We start from the raw sequence: 18,462 nt of genomic DNA on the forward strand, positions 1-18,462 counted from the left end.
AGAACACATGAAAAAATCCATCTTAATCTTGAACGCCAAACTTATCAATGAAGGTAAGATTGAGGAAAAAGACATTTTTATAGAAGACGGACGTTTTAGCCGAATAGAAAATGACCTTTCTAGCCTAAGTGCTGATACTGTTATCGATGCAAAAGGACAGTACGCTATGGCAGGGGTTATTGATGACCAAGTGCATTTTAGAGAACCGGGGCTTACTCATAAAGCACAAATTTATACAGAGGCAAAAGCAGCCGTAGCAGGTGGAACAACGACATTTATGGAAATGCCAAACACCAAGCCACAGGCTCTTACTCAAAAATTATTGGCTGATAAATACGAAGTTGCTGCAAAAGATTCTCTTGCCAACTATTCATTTTTTATGGGCGTTTCGAATGAGAACTTGGATGAAGTATTGAAGACGGACAAAAATAACGTTTGTGGACTAAAGATTTTTATGGGTTCTTCTACTGGGGATATGCTTGTGGATAACAGAAAAACACTGGAAACCATTTTTAGCCAGACCGATATGCTTATCGCTACGCATTGTGAAGATGAAGAAACGGTTAAGAATAATGAACAACTTGCCAAAGCAGAATACGGAGATGACGTTCCGATGCGTCTGCACCCAGAAATAAGAAACGTAGAAGCCTGTTATAAGTCGTCTAGCCTAGCGATAGAACTTGCTAAAAAATATAATACTCGTTTGCATATTTTGCATATTTCGACAGCCAAAGAGTTAGATTTATTCAGAAATGATATTCCATTGGCTGAAAAACGAATCACATCAGAGGTTTGTGTACATCACCTTTGGTTTGATGCTGTGGACTACATAAAATTAGGCTCTCAAATCAAATGTAATCCTGCCATAAAAGAAGCCCAAAATAAAGATGCACTTTGGGAAGCTCTCTTAGACGACCGTTTGGATATCATTGCTACCGACCACGCTCCTCACACGTGGGAAGAAAAGCAAAACAACTATTGGAATGCTCCTTCTGGCGTTCCGTTGGTACAGCATTCTCTTCTGATGCTTTTAGAAGCCTATAAACAACATAAAATTTCGTTAGAAAAAATAGCCGAAAAAATGGCGCATGCGCCAGCCATTTGTTTTCAAATAAAGGATAGAGGCTTTGTCAGAGAAGGTTATTTTGCCGATTTAGTGCTTTTTGATTTGGAAAATCCAACGATGGTAACAAAAGAAAATTTAGAATATAAATGTAAGTGGTCGCCATTTGAAGGAGCTACATTTGATTCACAGATTACACACACGATTGTTTCTGGACATATTGCTTACGAAAATGGAAAGTTTGACGAGAGCCAAAAGGGAATGAGAGTAAGTTTTGATAGAGAGTAGGTTTTGAAATTATCATAACTCATACCAAGATAAAAACTACTTTACTCTAATACTTCGGTCTGCTCTGCGAGACTGACCTTATTTTCCAATTAGGTCAGCCCAATAGGGCAGTACCGACATACTTTTAGGTGCTGTTTAATTTTTATTTTGGTATCATAAGAAAAATAATAAACTGTTCATTTTTTCTATGGACAGTTTTTTTATGGCGCAAGAACCATAACAATATTATTGTACGCTTGATTTAAAATACTAAGACTCTTAACTTTGACGATATACAAAACTCAAAACCAGCACTAAAATTAATGTTTTCAACTTCCCACATAGAAATTAGTAAATCGGCACTTCAAAATAACTACAATTTTTTAAGGCAACTCATAGGTAAAGATGTCGTTTTGTCTTCTGTTGTAAAAGGAAACGCTTACGGACACGGAATAGAAAACTTTGTACCCTTGGCAGAAGAATGTGGTATTCGTCATTTTTCTGTTTTTTCAGCAGATGAAGCCTTTGAAGTTGAGAAACTCAAAGCTGAAAATACTCAAATTATGATAATGGGAATGATAGGAGATGAGGAACTAGAGTGGGCTATACGAACAGCTATAGAAGTCTATATTTTTGATTTAGAACGACTTCAAGCAGGACTTTCTATTGCTCAAAAGATACAAATTCCTATCAAAATTCATTTAGAAATGGAAACAGGAATGAACCGTTTGGGAATACCCAAAAAAGAAATTCCTAAAGTATTTGAACTATTAGAAAAGTACCCAAACTGCTATATTTTAGAAGGTATTTGTACACATTATGCAGGTGCAGAAAGTATTGCAAACTATGTTAGGGTAAAGACACAAATTATCAATTATAAAAAAATTGTAAAACGTTTCAAGCGCAAAAAAGCCCCTAGTTTCTTTCCAAAAAAGTACCATACAGCTTGTTCGGCTGCAGCTATCGCCTACCCACAAACTCAAATGGATATGGTCAGAATTGGAATTTTGCAGTACGGTTTTTTTCCTACACAAGAAACACTTATCCAATATTTGAAAGATAACAAAACTCTCCAAGACCCACTCAAACGAATTTTGTCTTGGAAAAGTAGGGTAATGACAATAAAAGAAGTTGAGGCTGGCGAATTTATAGGATATGGAACTTCTTTTTTAGCCTCTCAAAAAATGAAAATTGCGATTGTACCAGTAGGGTATGCACACGGATATAGCCGAAGTCTTAGTAATATGGGGAGAGTTTTGATTCGTGGCGAGCGTATGGCAGTAGTAGGAGTGGTAAATATGAACTTAATGATAATTGATTTAGAAAAAAATCCGAATGTAGAAATTGGTGATGAAGTTATTCTGATAGGAAGACAAGGCGACCAAGAAATCAGTGTAGCAAGTTTCGGAGAGATGAGCAACCAACTCAATTATGAACTTCTTACTCGCCTACCTATGAATATCCCTAGAAAAGTAGTAGAATAAATAGTTGTTAGATGAGAGATTATTTTTGCAGTTCTTGTATAGATTTTATTGGTTTCTTGATTTTAACAAGAAAAGAGCAGCAATTTATATGAGCGAAGTTTAATGTATTGAGTAGTAATCAACTATCCTACTAATTAAGGAGATATAATTTTTTCTAAATGCAACTCTATTGCAAAAAGAAATTATCTTTGATTATCTTTGCATAAATAAAAATTTCCCTTCTCTTTTTTTCTTATGCAACGCCAATTTTTAAAGTTATTTCTGTTACTATTTTTCTTTTCATTTTTTACAGTAGCTTTTTCTCAAGACTGTAACTTGACACTTTCGGGTTTTATCATCGATGAAAATACCAATCAGCCTTTAGAGTTTGTCAATGTATATAATAAAGAAACACTAAAAGGAACTGCTAGCGATGCAAAAGGCTATTTCGAACTCAAAAATATTTGTAAAGGCAAACACCATTTTGTTTTTAGCCATGTGAGTGGAGAAAATCATAGCGTTTTTCTTAATGTAGAAAAAGATACGATTCTATATGTGGAAATTCACGCTCTCAATACCGTTTTGGAAAGTGTTGTGATTAGTGATAAGGCAATAACTTCTACTCAAAATACACAAACTCTCAATCATCAACATATTTTAGATAATTCGAATCAGAATTTATCAAATATGTTAGAGGAAATTTCTGGGGTAAGTACACTCAAAAACGGAAATGGCATCTCAAAACCTGTCGTACACGGATTGTATGGAAATCGTCTTACTATTCTAAACAATGGCATCGCACAAAGTGGACAGCAATGGGGCAACGACCACGCTCCAGAAATAGACCCTTTAGTAGCCAACAAAATAAAAGTTGTAAAAGGTGTTTCTAGTTTGGAGTATCAAGGTTCAAATTTGGGAAGTGTTATTTTGGTAGAGCCTGCACGTATAGAAAGAGAGCCTCATTTGCACGGAAATACAAGCTATTTTTTTGAAACCAATGGCAGGGGACATGGCATAAACCTACAATTAGAACAGTTTAGTCCAATAGTAGCATGGAAAATCAATGGAACGCTCAAAAAAAGTGGAGATAAAAAAACACCTAATTATTTTCTAAACAACACAGGACATCAAGAAGCAAATATTGCCATACAACTAGAAAAACAATTTACAGACAATTTTTTTACAGAATTATATTTTAGCTCCTTCAATACAGAACTAGGAATTTTGCGTGGTTCACACGTTGGAAACCTAACCGATTTAGAAAATGCCTTTGAGCGTGAAGTTCCTTTTTTTACGGAAGATGATTTTAGCTATGCTATTGATGCTCCAAAACAAAAAGTAAATCATCACCTTTTCAAAGTTCACTCAAAGAAATATTTTGATACTAAAAAAGATAGAGAAAACGACACTGAACAGTTTTTAGATTTTACTTTTGCTACACAACTCAACCTCCGAAAAGAGTTTGATGTTCGTAGAAGTGGACGCTCCGAAATCCCTGCCCTAAGTTTAAAGCAATATTCTTATTTTTCTGAAATTAAATATAATAAAGAATTTAAAAATAATTTGTTATTCAAAGTTGGATTACAATCTACTATTACAGATAACACCAACGACCCAGAAACAGGAATTTTGCCACTCATTCCAGATTATTTAAGTTATGAAACTGGCATTTTTACCGTCTTGACCAAAAAAGTAAATCGTTGGTTTTTTGAAACAGGTTTTCGTTATCAAAATACGATTCAAAATGCTGTTACCATCAGTCGAACTGTTCCTAGAGAGATTATTCGTTTTGATAATAATTTTGATAATTTTAGTTCTTCTTTAGGCATAAACTATGAACTGAGTGAGCATATACAAATGTCGTATAATCTTGGCTTGGCTACTCGCAATCCTGCCGTAAACGAACTTTTTAGCAATGGATTGCATCAAGGTGTAAGTGGAATTGAGGAAGGAAATCCAAATCTGAATACTGAAAAATCTATCAAAAATACATTTTCTCTAAGTGGAAATATCAAAGAAAAATTATTTTTTGAAACCTTGTTGTATTACCAAAATATCAAAGACTATATTTATCTCAATCCAGAAAAAGAGTTTCGACTAACAATTCGTGGTGCTTTTCCAGTTTTTAAGTATAGACAGACCAACGCACAGATGTATGGCTTGGACATTTCTACACGATATAAATTTTCAAAATCTTTGGATGTAAAGGCAAATTATAGCTACATAAAAGGAAAGGACTTGGAAAACAATTTGCCACTTATAAATATGCCTTCTAATAATTTGCAGGTAGGTTTACGCTATCAGATTCAAAAGCCTATTTCTATTGGAAATACAGAAAAAAGAAGAAAGCTAACCAACACGCAGTTTGAAATCACGAATCGTTATGTGTTTAGGCAAAACGATTTGTTGGCAGAACAAGATTTTACGCTTCCTCCAGATGGGTATAATTTAGTAGGATTGAGGGTTTCGACAAACATTCAAGGACAAAAATTGCAATGGCGCATTTTTACAAAGGCTGATAATTTGTTCAATATAGAATACAGAGATTATCTGAATAGACAACGTTATTTTGCCAATGATTTGGGAATTAATGTTGTTTTGGGTGTGAAGTTAGAGTTCTAATTATTCTATTTCTTGATAATCAAAAGGCGAAGTAATTTTTGCTCTTTTTTTATCTTTGGCTATTACTTGGTAGTAGTTGATTTCGTCTTCTCGTTCCTTGCTATAAAACTCTGTTACAACTTTAAAAACTACGGTATCGCTTTCATTGAAACTAAATTTAGTATCGTAGCCTTTTTGTGGTGTGAAGTCTGGAGCTATAAGAACCTTAGGGTAAGTATCATGGTCATCAATTAAATAAATTTTGTTACCTAAGCCAACCAAAAATATTGTTCTGTCAAATTTTAAAAAAAACTCTCCCATTTTGCCTCTTTCTTCCATCAAAAGCACTTGGAAATATTTGTAAAGCAAGTTTTGATGAATTTCCTTTATTTTTTTAGAGGAACATTCTATACAATACGTAACCTCATCTGATGGAAGTTTTATCCAATTTGTATCTATTTGAATTTCTAATTCTCTATAGTCCAATTTGTTTTGCTTTCTTACTGAATCTAGTAAGTCTTTATTTCTATTCACTTTTTTTAAAATGGCTACATAGTGTGGAAGTTGTCCTATCTCAAACGTTTGCCTTTCCATTTCGAATATAGAGTTATCCAAAAGATTGTTACTGGTAACTTCAATAGCATATCTAGTTTCAGAAATAGCCTCCAAATCTCTATTTTCTTTTTTTGTAACAAAATAAAATACACCCAAAGCAACTGCCAAAAGCCATAAAATTAAAGAAAGTATAGGTTTATTTTTCATTATTAAGTGGTGTTATTGCAAAATCTTTTCGCTGTCCTTTCTTGACTTCTATCTTAAAATAAGGCTTATTTTTTCCTCTATAATCTTTAGAAAACGCACTAAACCTTGGATAGAAAATGGTAGTGTCACTTTTATTGGAAAAGATGTTTTTTCTAGCTTTCTCATAATTATACTGATTTGTGTTGCGTTTGTAAATCAGAGCTATTCTGTTTCCTCTTAAACCCAAAACATCTATACTAATTTTATCATACATTATAGACCAATAACTGATATTATAAAGACGTTTTTTCCATATTTCTATATAAGATTGATAGAGCCAAATTTTATTAATTTGATTTACTTTTTCGTTACCAGAAACGTAATTCAGCACAGGTCTGTGTTTAAAAATGAAAGCATCTATATCATCTAACATAGTCATTTCCTTCTCTTTTTCTGTTAGGCTGTTCCATTTTTTTTCTGATATTTTAAAATGGCTTTTGGGGATATTCTTCTCTAATTCTTTCCAACTTATTTTATCTACTTGATATAACGAATCTGCGAAGTTAAAACCTTTATCAATTCCTGTAAATATACTTTCTTCTCTAACTCCTAAATTTTCTAAGTCTTTCAAATATTTATCAACCAAAGACTGATGCACTTTGAAAGAAGCATTTTTTAAAAAGTTACTGCTTTCTGCTAGAGCTAAATTTTCTTTATTACTAAACGAGGAGAATAAGAAATAGCTGCCCAAAACAAAAACTAAAACCCATAAAATAGTTACTAGCGACTTACTTTTCATCATTGAAATATTCGTTATAAGTTTTAAAATCTATGACGATGCCTAATGTAGTGTCTCTTCCACAATCTATTGGAAACTGAACTTCAAAGCGTGCTAAACTGTCTTTTCTATATTCTTTTGGAATGACAATAAATCCATTCTCATCAAAAACAGTTTCCATTCCTTTTGGATAAACGACTTTTGTATTTTGCCTATCAAATGGAAAGCAAGTAATTGTTTCGATACTATATTCATCTGTAAACTTCTCATCTTTTATAGTAGGAATGATAAATGGAACTACTTTAGCATCTTTTATATCAAGATTGAAAGGAGCAAGTGAGAATTTATCCACTAAAACTTTTACATCATCATAATACATCTGTGCAAGTTCGATTTCAAAACGAGAGTAATGAAAGGCTTGTAAATATTTGTCTGTATCAAAATAAAAATCATAGATTTCTTGGTCACTTCTGCCTTTCTCAAATACAAAATCTTGATAGGTTTGGGCAATGGTAGAATCTACTTTTGAGACTTCTTTGATGTAATACTGAAAGGCTGTTTGAAGTTGCAACTCTTTTAGTTTTGGAATCTTGTTAAGGTACTTATAATCTGAATTTTTATTGAACTCTAGTATTTTGTCTTTACTGACAAAATAGTTTTTTACAGTTTGAGCATAGACTTCGTTAAGCTGTTTGATTTTACCATCAAATTCTTCATTGAGGCAAATTGTTATCATTCTTCCTTCTATTTCATCTTCTAACCTTCTTTTGTTTTGCTCTACTCTACGTAAAAACTCTTGCTTGATACCTTGATTTTGCTCATAGCTGTACTTTAAAATCTGCTTCTCTGTATCATTGTAGTCTTTTATAAAATCTCTATACACAAAAGCTGATGCAATTAGTATAAGAATGAAGAGTGGTAAGATAGGTTTTTGTAAGAGTTTCATATAGATGGAGGGCAAAATAGTTTTTATATTGGTATAATAAAGACGGAAAAGATAGTTTTTAGTATAAAAAAAGACATCACAAAATACATTGCAATGCCTTTTTAAAATAGAGGAGTTAAAAACTAATCTTTCAACATTTTTATAGTTCCTTGATAATTTTGTCCTTCTATATGAATGATATACATTCCTTTTGGAACAGTAGGAAATTCAATTTCACTTTTACTAGAAGTTAAAACATCTTGTAAAATTATTTTTCCTTGAAGATTGTATATTGCAAGATGTAGCTCTTGGTTGGTAGTAAAGAGGTTTTCGTCAATTTCTATTTTCAGACTACTCTTAACAGGATTTGGAAAAATACGAACCTGTGAGTTTTCATTTGTCAAACCTTCATTACTCAAAATAATATCATTAAGTCTTTTGAAAGTTGGAATACCATATCCGTATTCTGAATTAGCATCAAAATAACTATCTCCAGCACGGCGAACAATCGTCATAATTTCTTGTGCTGTAAGGTCAGGATTTTGTTGCATAAAACCAGCAATCAAGCCAGCTACAAGAGGAGCTGCATACGAAGTTCCACTTCCAGTAATCAGACGGTCTTGTTCGTTCCAAAGTACTGTTCCTGAACCCATTGCCATTACATCAGGTTTAATTCTTCCATCAGCAGTATTTCCACGAGAAGAAAAATTAGCAATTTCTCCGTTTACATCTACTGCGCCTACTGCCAATACTCCTTCTGCATCTGCAGGAAACGAAATTTTCCCCCAAGAATCATTCCCACTATTTCCAGCACTTGTAACCACTACAATTCCTTTTTCGCTTGCTATTTGTGCTGCTCTTGAAATAAGAGCTGTTTTTCCATCTAAATCTTCGTGAGTATAATTATAAGATGGATTCTCAAAATCATAGTAACCTAGTGAAGATTGGATAATATCTACGCCCAAACTATCAGCTTTTTCTGCCCCTACAGCCCAAAATGCTTCTTCAATAGGCTTCTCATAACTACTACTAGCATTTTCTGTTCTAAACAGATGATATGTTGCTTCTGGAGCAGTTCCTATGAGTTGTCCTTCAATTTTTGAGAGCATAGCAGAAAGTACTTTTGTTCCGTGAGAAGAGCCTTGATACACATTTTGCCCATTTCCTACAACATCATACACAAAAGAAATATCGGCATGAGTAAAGGCTGAAAGTGTATTCGCATTCGTAAAACCTCCATCCAAAACGGCAATATGAACTCCTTGTCCTAAATATCCTTGCTCATGCATTTTATCTGCTCCTAACATTTGTATTTGAGCTAAAGAATTTCCGTAGTTGAAGTTTTCTTCATTCTCTTCTATCTCTTTAAGGTCTGCTACATAAATTTCTTGGCAGTCTTCCTCATTTGGGTTCTCTATATCGCAAGTGGCAGAAATTCTAGTTATTTGGTTTGAGTTTTCGTTGTAAACTATTCTATCTATTTTTTCTACAAAAGAAAGGTTTGAAATTTCTGTAAAAGTAGCCTCGTCTGCTACTACAATGGCAGCATTAAACCACTTGATAGTATAAGGAACAACTGCTCCCAAATTTTTTAGTTCAGCAACATACTCTGCATTTACAGGCAAATCTTGCTCTGTTATTTCAATGCCTTGTTTTTCTCTTCTATCAACAGCTCTCTGTGTAAGAAATTCTAACGGACGACTGGTAGAGAATGCAGTTCCGTTTTTATCTGTGAAGTACACCAAACGCTCCGAAGTTTGGGCAAGTGTTTTGGAGAAGAGTCCAGTACAGAAGAAAGTTATAATAACTGTAAAGAGTAATTGTTTTGATTTCATTTGAGCATTAGTTTGATAATAATCTGATAATAAAATTCATTGTGTCTGACTAAAAGAGGATAGTTAAAACCTTATTTATTTTTATCCTTAAAAGATTTGTAAATTTCTTCTACTTCTTTTACACTGACTTTCGAAAATAAAGCAGCTTGCTCTACATCTAAGCCTCTAAGGTAACAATTTCCAACAGAAGATATTTTTTTCTGTTGTTCGTTGAGGTAATCCTTTGGTGGAGCTTTTTTTCTTCGTTTTCGTTTGGGATAAATTATTTTGTTATGCTTAACAGCATCTTCTTTTGCAGCTTGTTCTCTCTTATATTTTTTCATTTGCTCTAAAGCTAAGCGAGCTTCTTTTGCAGCCTTTTCTCTAAGAATATCTGCTTCTCGTTGCCTACTTTCCTTATATGCTGAAATATAGTCTTGTTCTATTTTCTTTAATTCTTTATCTAATTTTTTTGTGTTTTCTATATTCTTTCTTCTGTCTTTTTTTCTGTCTTCAATATCTTTAAATATATTATTTTTTCTTGATAAAGAAGCCGAAATGGCTTTCATATTTTGAGTGCTAAACCCACAAACTTCTCCTATGATTTCTTGAGGAATACCTTTAGCAATACACTTTTCAGCGATTTCTATACGTAATCTGTATTTTGCTTTCTCTATGGCTTCTTCAATAGTCTTATTTGTCTGTTCCATTCTGATTACTAACCAATCTTTTTAGTACACCAATTTTTATTTTGATTAAAATACAAAAATACAAAAATACAAATCAAATTAGAGGAATGGAAATCATTGTAGAATAAAACATATTCTACTTCTTAAAAAAGTACCAATTTTTTTAGAGTACTGGACATGATATAAAAAGTTGTTGGTAAAACACTAACTAATGGTACTTTTCACCTGTTCTGTGACTCACAAAACAGCACATATCTGTTCATGTCCAGTACTCTACAATTTTTTATGTTGCTCCTAATTTTATAACTAGACGCTTTTAATCGTAGAAGTGCTGCTTTTTTTTTTAAAATAACAGAATAAAGTAATGAAAAACTCTTCGAATGAATAGCTTCTTAGTTTTCTAACTGTTCAATAATTTTATAGATAGCTTTTTGAGTGTTGAGGTCTGTAAAAAACTCCAAGATATAATTTTTCTTTTCTGGGGCTATCAAGATAGCATTTTCAAGAGCCATTACGGCAGCTTTATATTTTCCTCCCCCCATCAGATAGGCTACATAACGATAGAGAAGTTCAGCTGATTCGGGAATGATTTCTAAGGCTTCTTCTGTAATGGCAATAGCTTTATCGTACCACCCTTCTTTGTAATATACATGCGACCACGAGAGCCACACATCTACATTCTCGCTCAAAATCCTTGATGCATTGTCGTAGGCTTCCATACACGAAATCATATTGCCAAGTTGGTACTCACAACGAGCTTTTCCAAACCACGCATGACCAATATTTTTATTGTTTTTGAGAGATTTTTGATAAAAATGAACGGCTTCTTTCCAACGCTCTTGCTCCTCCATACATTCTCCTACACCAAAGGCTGCCATTTCATATTCTTGGTCAAACTCTAGTGCTTTTCTATAAAAGTTGAGAGCTTCTGCAAAGCGTTCTAATTTCTGATAGGCTGCCCCAATGTGTGTGAAGAGTTCGGCTGTGGGTTGTTCTAGTTTTGAAGTAGTTAAAAAACAGTTTAGAGCTTCCTCATATTGTCCTAAATTCATGTGGCAGTTGCCTTTATTGAAAAAGGCAGACGAAAAACCATCTTCAATAATAGAAGCATAATCAAAAGAAGTAATGGCGTCTCTATAAAGTGATAAGCGCATCTGAATAAGCCCTAAATTGTACCACGCTTCTACAGAATAAGGGTCATTATCTATAAACTGTTTATAAAAACTTATGCTACCCTCCAAATTATCCAACTCATCATAACAAAAGGCAAGCTCATATAAGGCTTCTTTGTGTCCTTTGTTTGCTATTAGTGTTTCTTTGTAGTATTGAATAGCTGTTTTGAGGTCGTTTTTTGCTTGATAGCAGCTTCCAATCTGATATAAGATTTCATCTTTTTCTTTACTATCTGTAAGAGGTAACACTTTTTTATAAATATCGGCAGCCTCATCAAACTTAAAACACTCTTGAAGAATCCATGCTTTAGTTACTTGTACTTCAATTTCGAAAGGTTGTAGAGCTTCAGCTTCTTCGATAGTATGCTGTGCTTTATCAAAATCATTGTTTACAATATGCGCCCTTGCCTCTTCAACAATAAAATTTACTGAAAAAGGATGTTGAGAACGTGCAATCTGACAAACTGAAAAGACTTTATCTAAGTCTGCTGTTTTGCGATAATGTTCCAAAAGAAATTCATACGTATCAATCTCAAAGAAAAAACTTTCTCCTGCTTGTATTAAGCGTTCAAATTCGGCTATCGAAACACTAGGTTCTTCTCTTCTTGAATTACTTATCATCTTTTATCAGTTACTAAATTAGAATTATGAAAGGATTAGGGCTAAAGCTAACTACAAATTAATGAAAAAAAAGGTAAAAAAAAACTCTCAAATCAAACAATAAATTTTCTATTTATACAATTACGCAACAACCAAACCTTTTTTCAGAACAATTTCTCGGTCTGCCATTTTTGCTAGTTCTGGGTTGTGTGTAACGATAACAAAAGTTTGACTAAATTCTTCTCGTAGTGTAAAGAACAGGTTGTGAAGCTCTTCTGCATTTTTACTGTCTAGGTTTCCACTTGGTTCATCTGCAAAAACGAGAGCTGGAGAGTTGATTAATGCTCTTGCTACTGCCACACGCTGCTGTTCCCCTCCCGAAAGTTCAGAGGGTTTGTGGTCTTTTCTGTCAGCTATTCCAAAACGTTCTAAAAGTTCAATTGCTCTTTTTTCAGCATCTTTAACAGATTTTTTTCCAATAAAAGCAGGCATACAGACATTTTCTAAGGCTGAAAACTCAGGCAAAAGGTTATGAAATTGAAAAATAAATCCAATTTGTTCGTTGCGAAAGTGAGCTAGTTTATTGGATTTTAGTTTTTGAACTTCTACTCCATTTATTATTATTTCTCCTTTATCTGGAGAGTCTAATGTTCCCAAAATATGTAATAATGTAGATTTGCCTGCACCCGAAGAGCCAGTGATGGCTACCACTTCTTTTTTTGCAATCGATACATCAATTCCTTGCAAAACTTCCAATGAACCGTATTTTTTGACTATATTTTTTGCAATGAGCATTATATTTTTGTTTTCTAGTGTATTGGTTGGACAAAGATACGACTTTAAAATTTTGTGTTATTATAAAAATATTAAGGATAATATTTTATTGTGTAGATTTGTTTTCCTTTGTCCTATAAAGAATGAGTATAGGTTTTTATTGAAGTTAATTCAAAAATATTTATGCTCCTTTTAAACAGTGTATGAAATAACGAAATTTATTGGTTTGGACTATTCCTAGCTTGGAAAGAGCTTTTTATATCGGTCTGACCTTAATTAAGTGAGTTCAGTCTCGTTAGAGCAGACCAAGAACTATGTCTAATCTATTTTAAACAAATAAAAAACTTATTGTTAATCCCAAGGTCACGTTATTCAGTTTGTAAACTCAATGTTATTGGAAAACAGGCATTCTTAAACGACTTCAAAGTATAAATATTATGAAAAAAAACAACTCTTTAGAAATTAAAAAAATAGCTGTTTTTATGCCTAAAAAACCTTTTTTTGGGGCAATGTTGGTTCAATTTCCCTTTTTTCTATTATTAAGAGAAATATATCCGTCTGCAAAGGTGAAAATTTGGTCGCCAGTAACATCCAATCACTTATTTTTGAAAAATAATTTGGCTGATGAGATGGAACTCTATGATAAGTCAAGGTCATATATCAAAACAGTGAAGAGTTTGCGTTCTTTTTCTCCAGATTTACTCATCAACTTACGACACCAGTCTGAAATTACGCATTTGCTTGCATCTCTTAGTGGAGCAAAATTTAGAATAGGAATTATTGCTAGTAAATGGCAAAAATCAGCCTATCAATATTCCATTTTTAATGATACTTCTTGTTACCGTGGACTTCTTTATTTGAGATTGTTAGAGCAGTATTTGGAAAGACAGAATATTTATAAATCAGAAGATAAAAAGTTTGAAAAATTTAAGCAATTAGATAATAGCTTAACGTCTAAGGTTCAACTTAACGAATCAGAAAATCAAATTTGCTTTCTTATTGGAGGTGGAGAGGGAGAACATAAACGCTGGGGTGTTCATAATTTTGTAGAGTTAGCAAAATTAACACTCAAAGAAAAACCCTCCACCAACTTTGTTTTCTTGATTGGTTCAGTAGAAGAAGAAGATGTACCCATCATAGAAAAAGAACTCTTGCCACATCAGTACCAAATTTTTAAGAATGCAAGTATTCCAGAGATTGTTTCAGCTATCAAACAATGCAAAGTTACGGTAGCCAATGATTGTGGACCTTCTCATGCTGCTCAAATGTTAGAAGGAAACTACATTAGTCTTTGGGGGTGGGAAAATCAACATCCTTACCAGCGCATTGGAGAATGGTTCTTATCAAGAGAAAATTCCTCAACGATTGTGGCACATTACCAGAAAAGTATCAAAACTATTTCTCCTAAAAGAGTATTTTCTTATCTAAAAAATAACTTATAAACATTCTCAATAAAGATATGGGTTACTTATGCTCCTAATTTTTCTCTTAGAGTTTCTACAAGTCCGTCCCAAAGCTCTTCCAATACTTCTTCATCGTTCATTTCTGAATAATCTGTGATGAGTAGATAAGTAGTATCTGTAAGTTCACTGTAATTCAGTTTTAACTCTAAAAAATTATTGTCTGCTCGCTTTCCTCTTTTTCTTGTTTTGGCTTCTTCTATACTATCTATAAACTTGTAACGAATCAGAGAATTGTTTCTTTGTGATACGATTTTGGCAAAATGTTGCTCATTGTCCCAGTGAATATTTAAAAACTTGTTTTCCAAAACTTCTACTTTATCTGCAAACCATTCTTCCAGTCCTTGTGGAGTAGCAATATAGGGATAAATCATTTTGACAGACGCTCTTATTTCGTATTCAGCATTGTATTCAAATTTACTCATTTGTTGTTGTGTTTTATAGCTTGAAAATTTATGGCTAATAATTGCCTAATATAACAGATTTATTTTATATCAAGCATAAGTGTATGGCTTGAGAGCTTATTTCTATCATCAGAAATAAAAGTTATTTTGGCTTTTTATAAATACGGCTGTTAGTAATTTACCAAAAATTGAATGCTGTCTATTTCTTTATAGTGCCAATTTTGTAAGTCCAATACTATGGAAAAATAAACGTTACTGAAAATAAGATTTAATAAAGTTTATCACGATTATTTACGTAGGTCAGGCTTCCATTCTGAGAACAAAGATTAAAAAGGCTTTATTTTAGTCAAAAACTTAGTTTTTGATTTTACAGACCAACCTAAGAGACTGGTGTACAAAATTAACCGTTATAACGTCTAATGTGTACTCATATTTTGTAAGAATTGATATGATTACTTTAGACAATAAATAGTATATTTGAATGAAAATAGGGCAATTTATTTCATGAAAAAAAGTGTAATCAGTTTTTTAAATTTTCTTTACTTACCTATCATTATAATAATGATGGTTTTGTGTTGTATCCCTATTTCAATATTTGCCCAAGAGAAAAGAGAAGTAACCAAGCAAAATAACAGAGACACACTGATTCTTGAAAAGCACAAAACTACCTACCATTTTGATGCAGCTATATATTATGCTACTACTGATTTAGCAACTACATTTAATGATTTTATTAGCCAAGAAAATAATTTTTCTCCTTTTATAGTAGAAGGAAATAAGGTGTTTTTGCCCTCCGACCAAGCAAGTTGGTTTCAGATTCCTGTCAGAAGTGAATACGATGAAATAAGTGATTGGTTTTTACAGGTAAGTAATGGCTATCAGATGCAACTTTACATACCTCAATTAGATGGTTCATACAGAGAAAAGCGATTTGGAATCTTTTACAAAGATTCTCTCCAAAGTTCTGTTCCCAATTATTATTCTACTACATTTTCCTTGAAAAAAGGAACAAGTATGCTTTATATGCGTGTTGTGCCATCTGAACGTGCAAAAAAACAAGGAGGGTACAAACAAACATTTGTTCTTTTTAGAAAAGATGCTGCACACAATCATTTTGCCATCAACTTGGCAACAAATAGTATTATTTATACTATTATTTTGGCGATGTGTCTTTATAATCTGATTTTGTTTTTTCTGATAAAAGATAAATCTTATCTGTATTATTGTATTTCCATTTTCTGTATGGGAATCTATTTCTATACAGTGCCTACGCTTAAATCAGTTGCTTTTTGGGGTAAGCTGACTCAAGATTCTGAATTTAATGCTGTAGTAAATTATATCTCACTCTTTTTGACAGTCATTTTTTGGATAAAATTTACGCAGAGCTATTTTGGAATGCGAACTAATTTTCCAAAATGGAACAGGTATTTTACAATTACTATTTTTATTAATATCATATTGGCGACTCTTTATATTTTCCTTATTGGAGATATAAGTAATATATTTGTCATAATACTTCATCTTATCACAACTATTTCTCTTATGACGTTTTCTGTAGTGGTATTTTATAGAAAAGAGCTATTAGGGAAACAGTTTTTTATGGCAAATGCAATTTTATTTGTATTTGCTATCATCTACATGGGAGATGTGCTTCATATTATTCCATCTAATTGGTTTACTGATTCTGCCCTAGAGATAGGCATTATGATACAAATTGTATTGTTTTCATTGGCTTTGGCTTCACGTATTAATTTATTAAGACAACAAGTATCCGAACAAACCATAGATAAGGAACGCTTAGAGCGTATAAAAGCCGAAGAAATCAAGTACGTAATAGAAAAGAAAAATCAAGAGCTAGAAGAAAAAGTGAAGCAAAGAACAGCCGAAATTTCAGAGAAAAATACAGAACTAGAACAAGTAGTTGAGGAACTAGACACTACCAATGAAACACTTCGCTATACCATAAACCGAGTGGAGGAGCAAAATACACAAATTACATCTAGCATTGCGTATGCACAACGCATTCAAGAAGCTATTTTGCCACGTCAAGAGGAAATTAAGAAATTCTTTCCCAATAGTTTTATCATTTTTTCTCCATTACATGTTGTCTCTGGAGATTTTTATTGGTTTTTAGAATTGGGAGAGAAAAAGTTTTTAGGAGCTTTTGACTGTACTGGACACGGTGTTCCAGGAGCTTTTATGGCTCTTATTGCCAATGAATTACTCAATGAAATCATACTTTATAAGAAAATAACTTCGCCAGAGAAGATACTTTCCCAACTTCACAAATCTATTCAGTATTCACTCAAACAGAGCGAAACCAAAAGTGAAGATAGTATTGATGGAACACTATTGTGTGTGGAGACAGATAAAGAAAATGGGTGTAGAGTGGAGATAGCCAGTGCAAGAAATTCTGTATATATTTTTGATACAAAAGGAGCTAGAGAGATAAAAGGAGATAGAATGAGTATAGGAGGAGATTTTCAGAAAGAAAATGTTTCTTTTTCATTGTATTCTATACAAATTGAAGAACAAACTGATTTGTATATGCTCTCTGATGGACTTCAAGACCAGTTTGGAGAAAAAACTAATAAAAAATTTATGAAAAAACGAGTGCGAGAATTGCTTAACGAAGTTACCACGTACGATAGCTCCTTACAAAAACGTACCATAGAATCTACTCTTGAAAACTGGAAGGGCATTAAGGAACAGACCGATGATATTCTTGTGATGGGACTGCGTTTGAAAGGTAATAATGATTAGTCTTGCTCACTTTCTGCTTCTCTTTCCCTCTCAAAAATTTGTGTAAGCTCTATAAAGTCTTGCACAGAAAGCTGTTCAGCTCGTTGGCTCAACATCTGATTGAGTTCTTCTTTTTCTTTAAATGCAGCAGGGATGCCCAGTGGTTTTAAGGCACTTCGAAGCATTTTTCTACGCTGATTGAAACCAAACTTGACAAGTTGAAAAAAGAGTTTCTCATTACAGTCTAACTGTTCTATGTCGTTTCTCTTTAAGCGAATAACTGCCGATTTTACTTTAGGAGGAGGGTTAAACACCTTTTCATTTACTGTAAAACAGTAATCAATATTATAAAAAGCCTGTAATAACACACTCAAAATACCATACGTTTTGTTGCCATGAGGTGAAGCTATTCTTTCAGCAACTTCTTTCTGAATCATTCCGACTACCTCAGGAATCTGATTTCTATAATCTAAGACTTTAAAGAAAATCTGTGAAGAAATATTGTAGGGGAAGTTCCCTATGATGCCAAATTTTTCATCAAAGACAGTACTCAAATCTATCTTCAAAAAATCTTCATTCAATAGATTATCATCTGTAAAACCTAAATTTTCTTTCAAATAAGCTACTGACTCGTCGTCGATTTCTACTACAGTAAGGTCGTATTTTTTATCATTGAGAATAAATTTTGTCAATACGCCTGTTCCAGCCCCAATTTCTAATAGGTTCTTATAGCTACTATCTTCAAGTTGGTTTACAATTTTGCGAGCAATATTTTCATCTTTTAAAAAATGTTGTCCTAAATGTTTTTTTGGTTTGACAGGAGAGTTTTTAGACATATTGAAAGGCGTTTTTGAAGGGTTTGTAAGACACTACAAAGATAACAAACTATTCTTATTTGGAAGATGAAGCTACTTTTAAAAAACAAGTAATCGTTTTCTTTTCAAAGAAAGATTTTAGACCTTTGCAAAA

Annotated in this window: 14 protein-coding genes; 5 read left to right on the forward strand and 9 right to left on the reverse strand. The window is 33.0% G+C overall.

Translation table 11 applies throughout. The annotated features are described in order from the left end of the window. Nucleotides 1–7 precede the first annotated feature (7 nt). The 3 genes from QZ659_RS09600 to QZ659_RS09610 all read left to right on the forward strand — a co-directional run bounded on the left by QZ659_RS09600 (nucleotide 8) and on the right by QZ659_RS09610 (nucleotide 5,415). The gene (locus QZ659_RS09600) at nucleotides 8–1,351 is read left to right on the forward strand and encodes a dihydroorotase (protein ID WP_291725425.1); all 1,344 of its coding nucleotides are present in this window, start codon (nucleotides 8–10) and stop codon (nucleotides 1,349–1,351) included. A 302-nt stretch (nucleotides 1,352–1,653) separates the two neighbouring features. Continuing rightward, complete coding sequence (gene alr / locus QZ659_RS09605) at nucleotides 1,654–2,814, forward strand: alanine racemase (RefSeq protein WP_291725427.1); 1,161 nt, start codon at nucleotides 1,654–1,656, stop codon at nucleotides 2,812–2,814. Nucleotides 2,815–3,048: 234 nt separating this feature from the next. After that, complete coding sequence (locus QZ659_RS09610) at nucleotides 3,049–5,415, forward strand: TonB-dependent receptor (protein ID WP_291725430.1); 2,367 nt, start codon at nucleotides 3,049–3,051, stop codon at nucleotides 5,413–5,415. Here QZ659_RS09610 and QZ659_RS09615 read toward each other — a convergent pair whose 3' ends face one another. The 7 genes from QZ659_RS09615 to QZ659_RS09645 form a co-directional block, all read right to left on the reverse strand. Continuing rightward, on the reverse strand, nucleotides 5,416–6,156 hold the full coding sequence (locus tag QZ659_RS09615) for a hypothetical protein (RefSeq protein WP_291725432.1): 741 nt from the start codon (nucleotides 6,154–6,156) through the stop codon (nucleotides 5,416–5,418). It abuts the gene before it with no gap. Next, nucleotides 6,146–6,937, reverse strand: coding sequence for a hypothetical protein (locus QZ659_RS09620; protein WP_291725434.1), 792 nt, complete (start codon nucleotides 6,935–6,937; stop codon nucleotides 6,146–6,148). Before QZ659_RS09620 ends, QZ659_RS09615 begins: the two co-directional genes overlap by 11 nt. Beyond that, nucleotides 6,924–7,859 carry a hypothetical protein gene (locus QZ659_RS09625; protein ID WP_291725436.1) on the reverse strand — a complete coding sequence of 312 codons (936 nt, stop codon included), beginning with the start codon at nucleotides 7,857–7,859 and terminating at the stop codon, nucleotides 6,924–6,926. The genes QZ659_RS09620 and QZ659_RS09625 overlap by 14 nt, the downstream gene beginning before the upstream one ends. A gap of 122 nt (nucleotides 7,860–7,981) precedes the next feature. After that, on the reverse strand, nucleotides 7,982–9,673 hold the full coding sequence (locus tag QZ659_RS09630; RefSeq protein WP_291725438.1) for a S8 family serine peptidase: 1,692 nt from the start codon (nucleotides 9,671–9,673) through the stop codon (nucleotides 7,982–7,984). Between the two features lie 71 nt (nucleotides 9,674–9,744). Next, nucleotides 9,745–10,362, reverse strand: coding sequence for a hypothetical protein (locus QZ659_RS09635; RefSeq protein WP_291725440.1), 618 nt, complete (start codon nucleotides 10,360–10,362; stop codon nucleotides 9,745–9,747). Nucleotides 10,363–10,733: 371 nt separating this feature from the next. Next, entirely contained in the window at nucleotides 10,734–12,134 is a 1,401-nt protein-coding gene (locus tag QZ659_RS09640; protein WP_291725442.1) for a tetratricopeptide repeat protein, read from the reverse strand. Nucleotides 12,135–12,254: 120 nt separating this feature from the next. Further along, complete coding sequence (locus QZ659_RS09645) at nucleotides 12,255–12,908, reverse strand: ABC transporter ATP-binding protein (RefSeq protein WP_291725444.1); 654 nt, start codon at nucleotides 12,906–12,908, stop codon at nucleotides 12,255–12,257. Nucleotides 12,909–13,324: 416 nt separating this feature from the next. Between QZ659_RS09645 and QZ659_RS09650 the strand changes: the two genes are divergently transcribed. Further along, on the forward strand, nucleotides 13,325–14,329 hold the full coding sequence (locus QZ659_RS09650) for a glycosyltransferase family 9 protein (protein ID WP_291725446.1): 1,005 nt from the start codon (nucleotides 13,325–13,327) through the stop codon (nucleotides 14,327–14,329). Between the two features lie 26 nt (nucleotides 14,330–14,355). Here QZ659_RS09650 and QZ659_RS09655 read toward each other — a convergent pair whose 3' ends face one another. Then, entirely contained in the window at nucleotides 14,356–14,772 is a 417-nt protein-coding gene (locus tag QZ659_RS09655; protein ID WP_291725449.1) for an START-like domain-containing protein, read from the reverse strand. Nucleotides 14,773–15,255: 483 nt separating this feature from the next. On the opposite strand from QZ659_RS09655, the gene QZ659_RS09660 reads away from it, so the two are divergent. Continuing rightward, on the forward strand, nucleotides 15,256–17,514 hold the full coding sequence (locus tag QZ659_RS09660) for a 7TM diverse intracellular signaling domain-containing protein (RefSeq protein WP_291725451.1): 2,259 nt from the start codon (nucleotides 15,256–15,258) through the stop codon (nucleotides 17,512–17,514). On the opposite strand, the gene rsmA is transcribed toward QZ659_RS09660, so the two are convergent. Next, nucleotides 17,511–18,329 (reverse strand): 16S rRNA (adenine(1518)-N(6)/adenine(1519)-N(6))-dimethyltransferase RsmA, encoded by an 819-nt coding sequence (gene rsmA / locus QZ659_RS09665; protein ID WP_291725453.1) that lies wholly within the window; start codon nucleotides 18,327–18,329, stop codon nucleotides 17,511–17,513. The two genes, QZ659_RS09660 and rsmA, sit on opposite strands and share 4 nt — an antisense overlap. Nucleotides 18,330–18,462: the final 133 nt, after the last annotated feature.

The sequence above is a fragment of the Bernardetia sp. genome, assembly GCF_020630935.1.
Classification (GTDB): Bacteria; Bacteroidota; Bacteroidia; order Cytophagales; family Bernardetiaceae; genus Bernardetia.

Coding starts and splice junctions, on each gene's coding strand:
- QZ659_RS09650 (WP_291725446.1), top strand. CDS start 13,325: ATGAAAAAAAACAACTCTTTAGAAATTAAAAAAATAGCTGTTTTTATG.
- rsmA (WP_291725453.1), bottom strand. CDS start 18,329: ATGTCTAAAAACTCTCCTGTCAAACCAAAAAAACATTTAGGACAACAT.
- QZ659_RS09630 (WP_291725438.1), bottom strand. CDS start 9,673: ATGAAATCAAAACAATTACTCTTTACAGTTATTATAACTTTCTTCTGT.
- QZ659_RS09610 (WP_291725430.1), top strand. CDS start 3,049: ATGCAACGCCAATTTTTAAAGTTATTTCTGTTACTATTTTTCTTTTCA.
- QZ659_RS09640 (WP_291725442.1), bottom strand. CDS start 12,134: ATGATAAGTAATTCAAGAAGAGAAGAACCTAGTGTTTCGATAGCCGAA.
- QZ659_RS09660 (WP_291725451.1), top strand. CDS start 15,256: ATGAAAAAAAGTGTAATCAGTTTTTTAAATTTTCTTTACTTACCTATC.
- QZ659_RS09625 (WP_291725436.1), bottom strand. CDS start 7,859: ATGAAACTCTTACAAAAACCTATCTTACCACTCTTCATTCTTATACTA.
- QZ659_RS09615 (WP_291725432.1), bottom strand. CDS start 6,156: ATGAAAAATAAACCTATACTTTCTTTAATTTTATGGCTTTTGGCAGTT.
- alr (WP_291725427.1), top strand. CDS start 1,654: ATGTTTTCAACTTCCCACATAGAAATTAGTAAATCGGCACTTCAAAAT.
- QZ659_RS09635 (WP_291725440.1), bottom strand. CDS start 10,362: ATGGAACAGACAAATAAGACTATTGAAGAAGCCATAGAGAAAGCAAAA.
- QZ659_RS09645 (WP_291725444.1), bottom strand. CDS start 12,908: ATGCTCATTGCAAAAAATATAGTCAAAAAATACGGTTCATTGGAAGTT.
- QZ659_RS09600 (WP_291725425.1), top strand. CDS start 8: ATGAAAAAATCCATCTTAATCTTGAACGCCAAACTTATCAATGAAGGT.
- QZ659_RS09655 (WP_291725449.1), bottom strand. CDS start 14,772: ATGAGTAAATTTGAATACAATGCTGAATACGAAATAAGAGCGTCTGTC.
- QZ659_RS09620 (WP_291725434.1), bottom strand. CDS start 6,937: ATGATGAAAAGTAAGTCGCTAGTAACTATTTTATGGGTTTTAGTTTTT.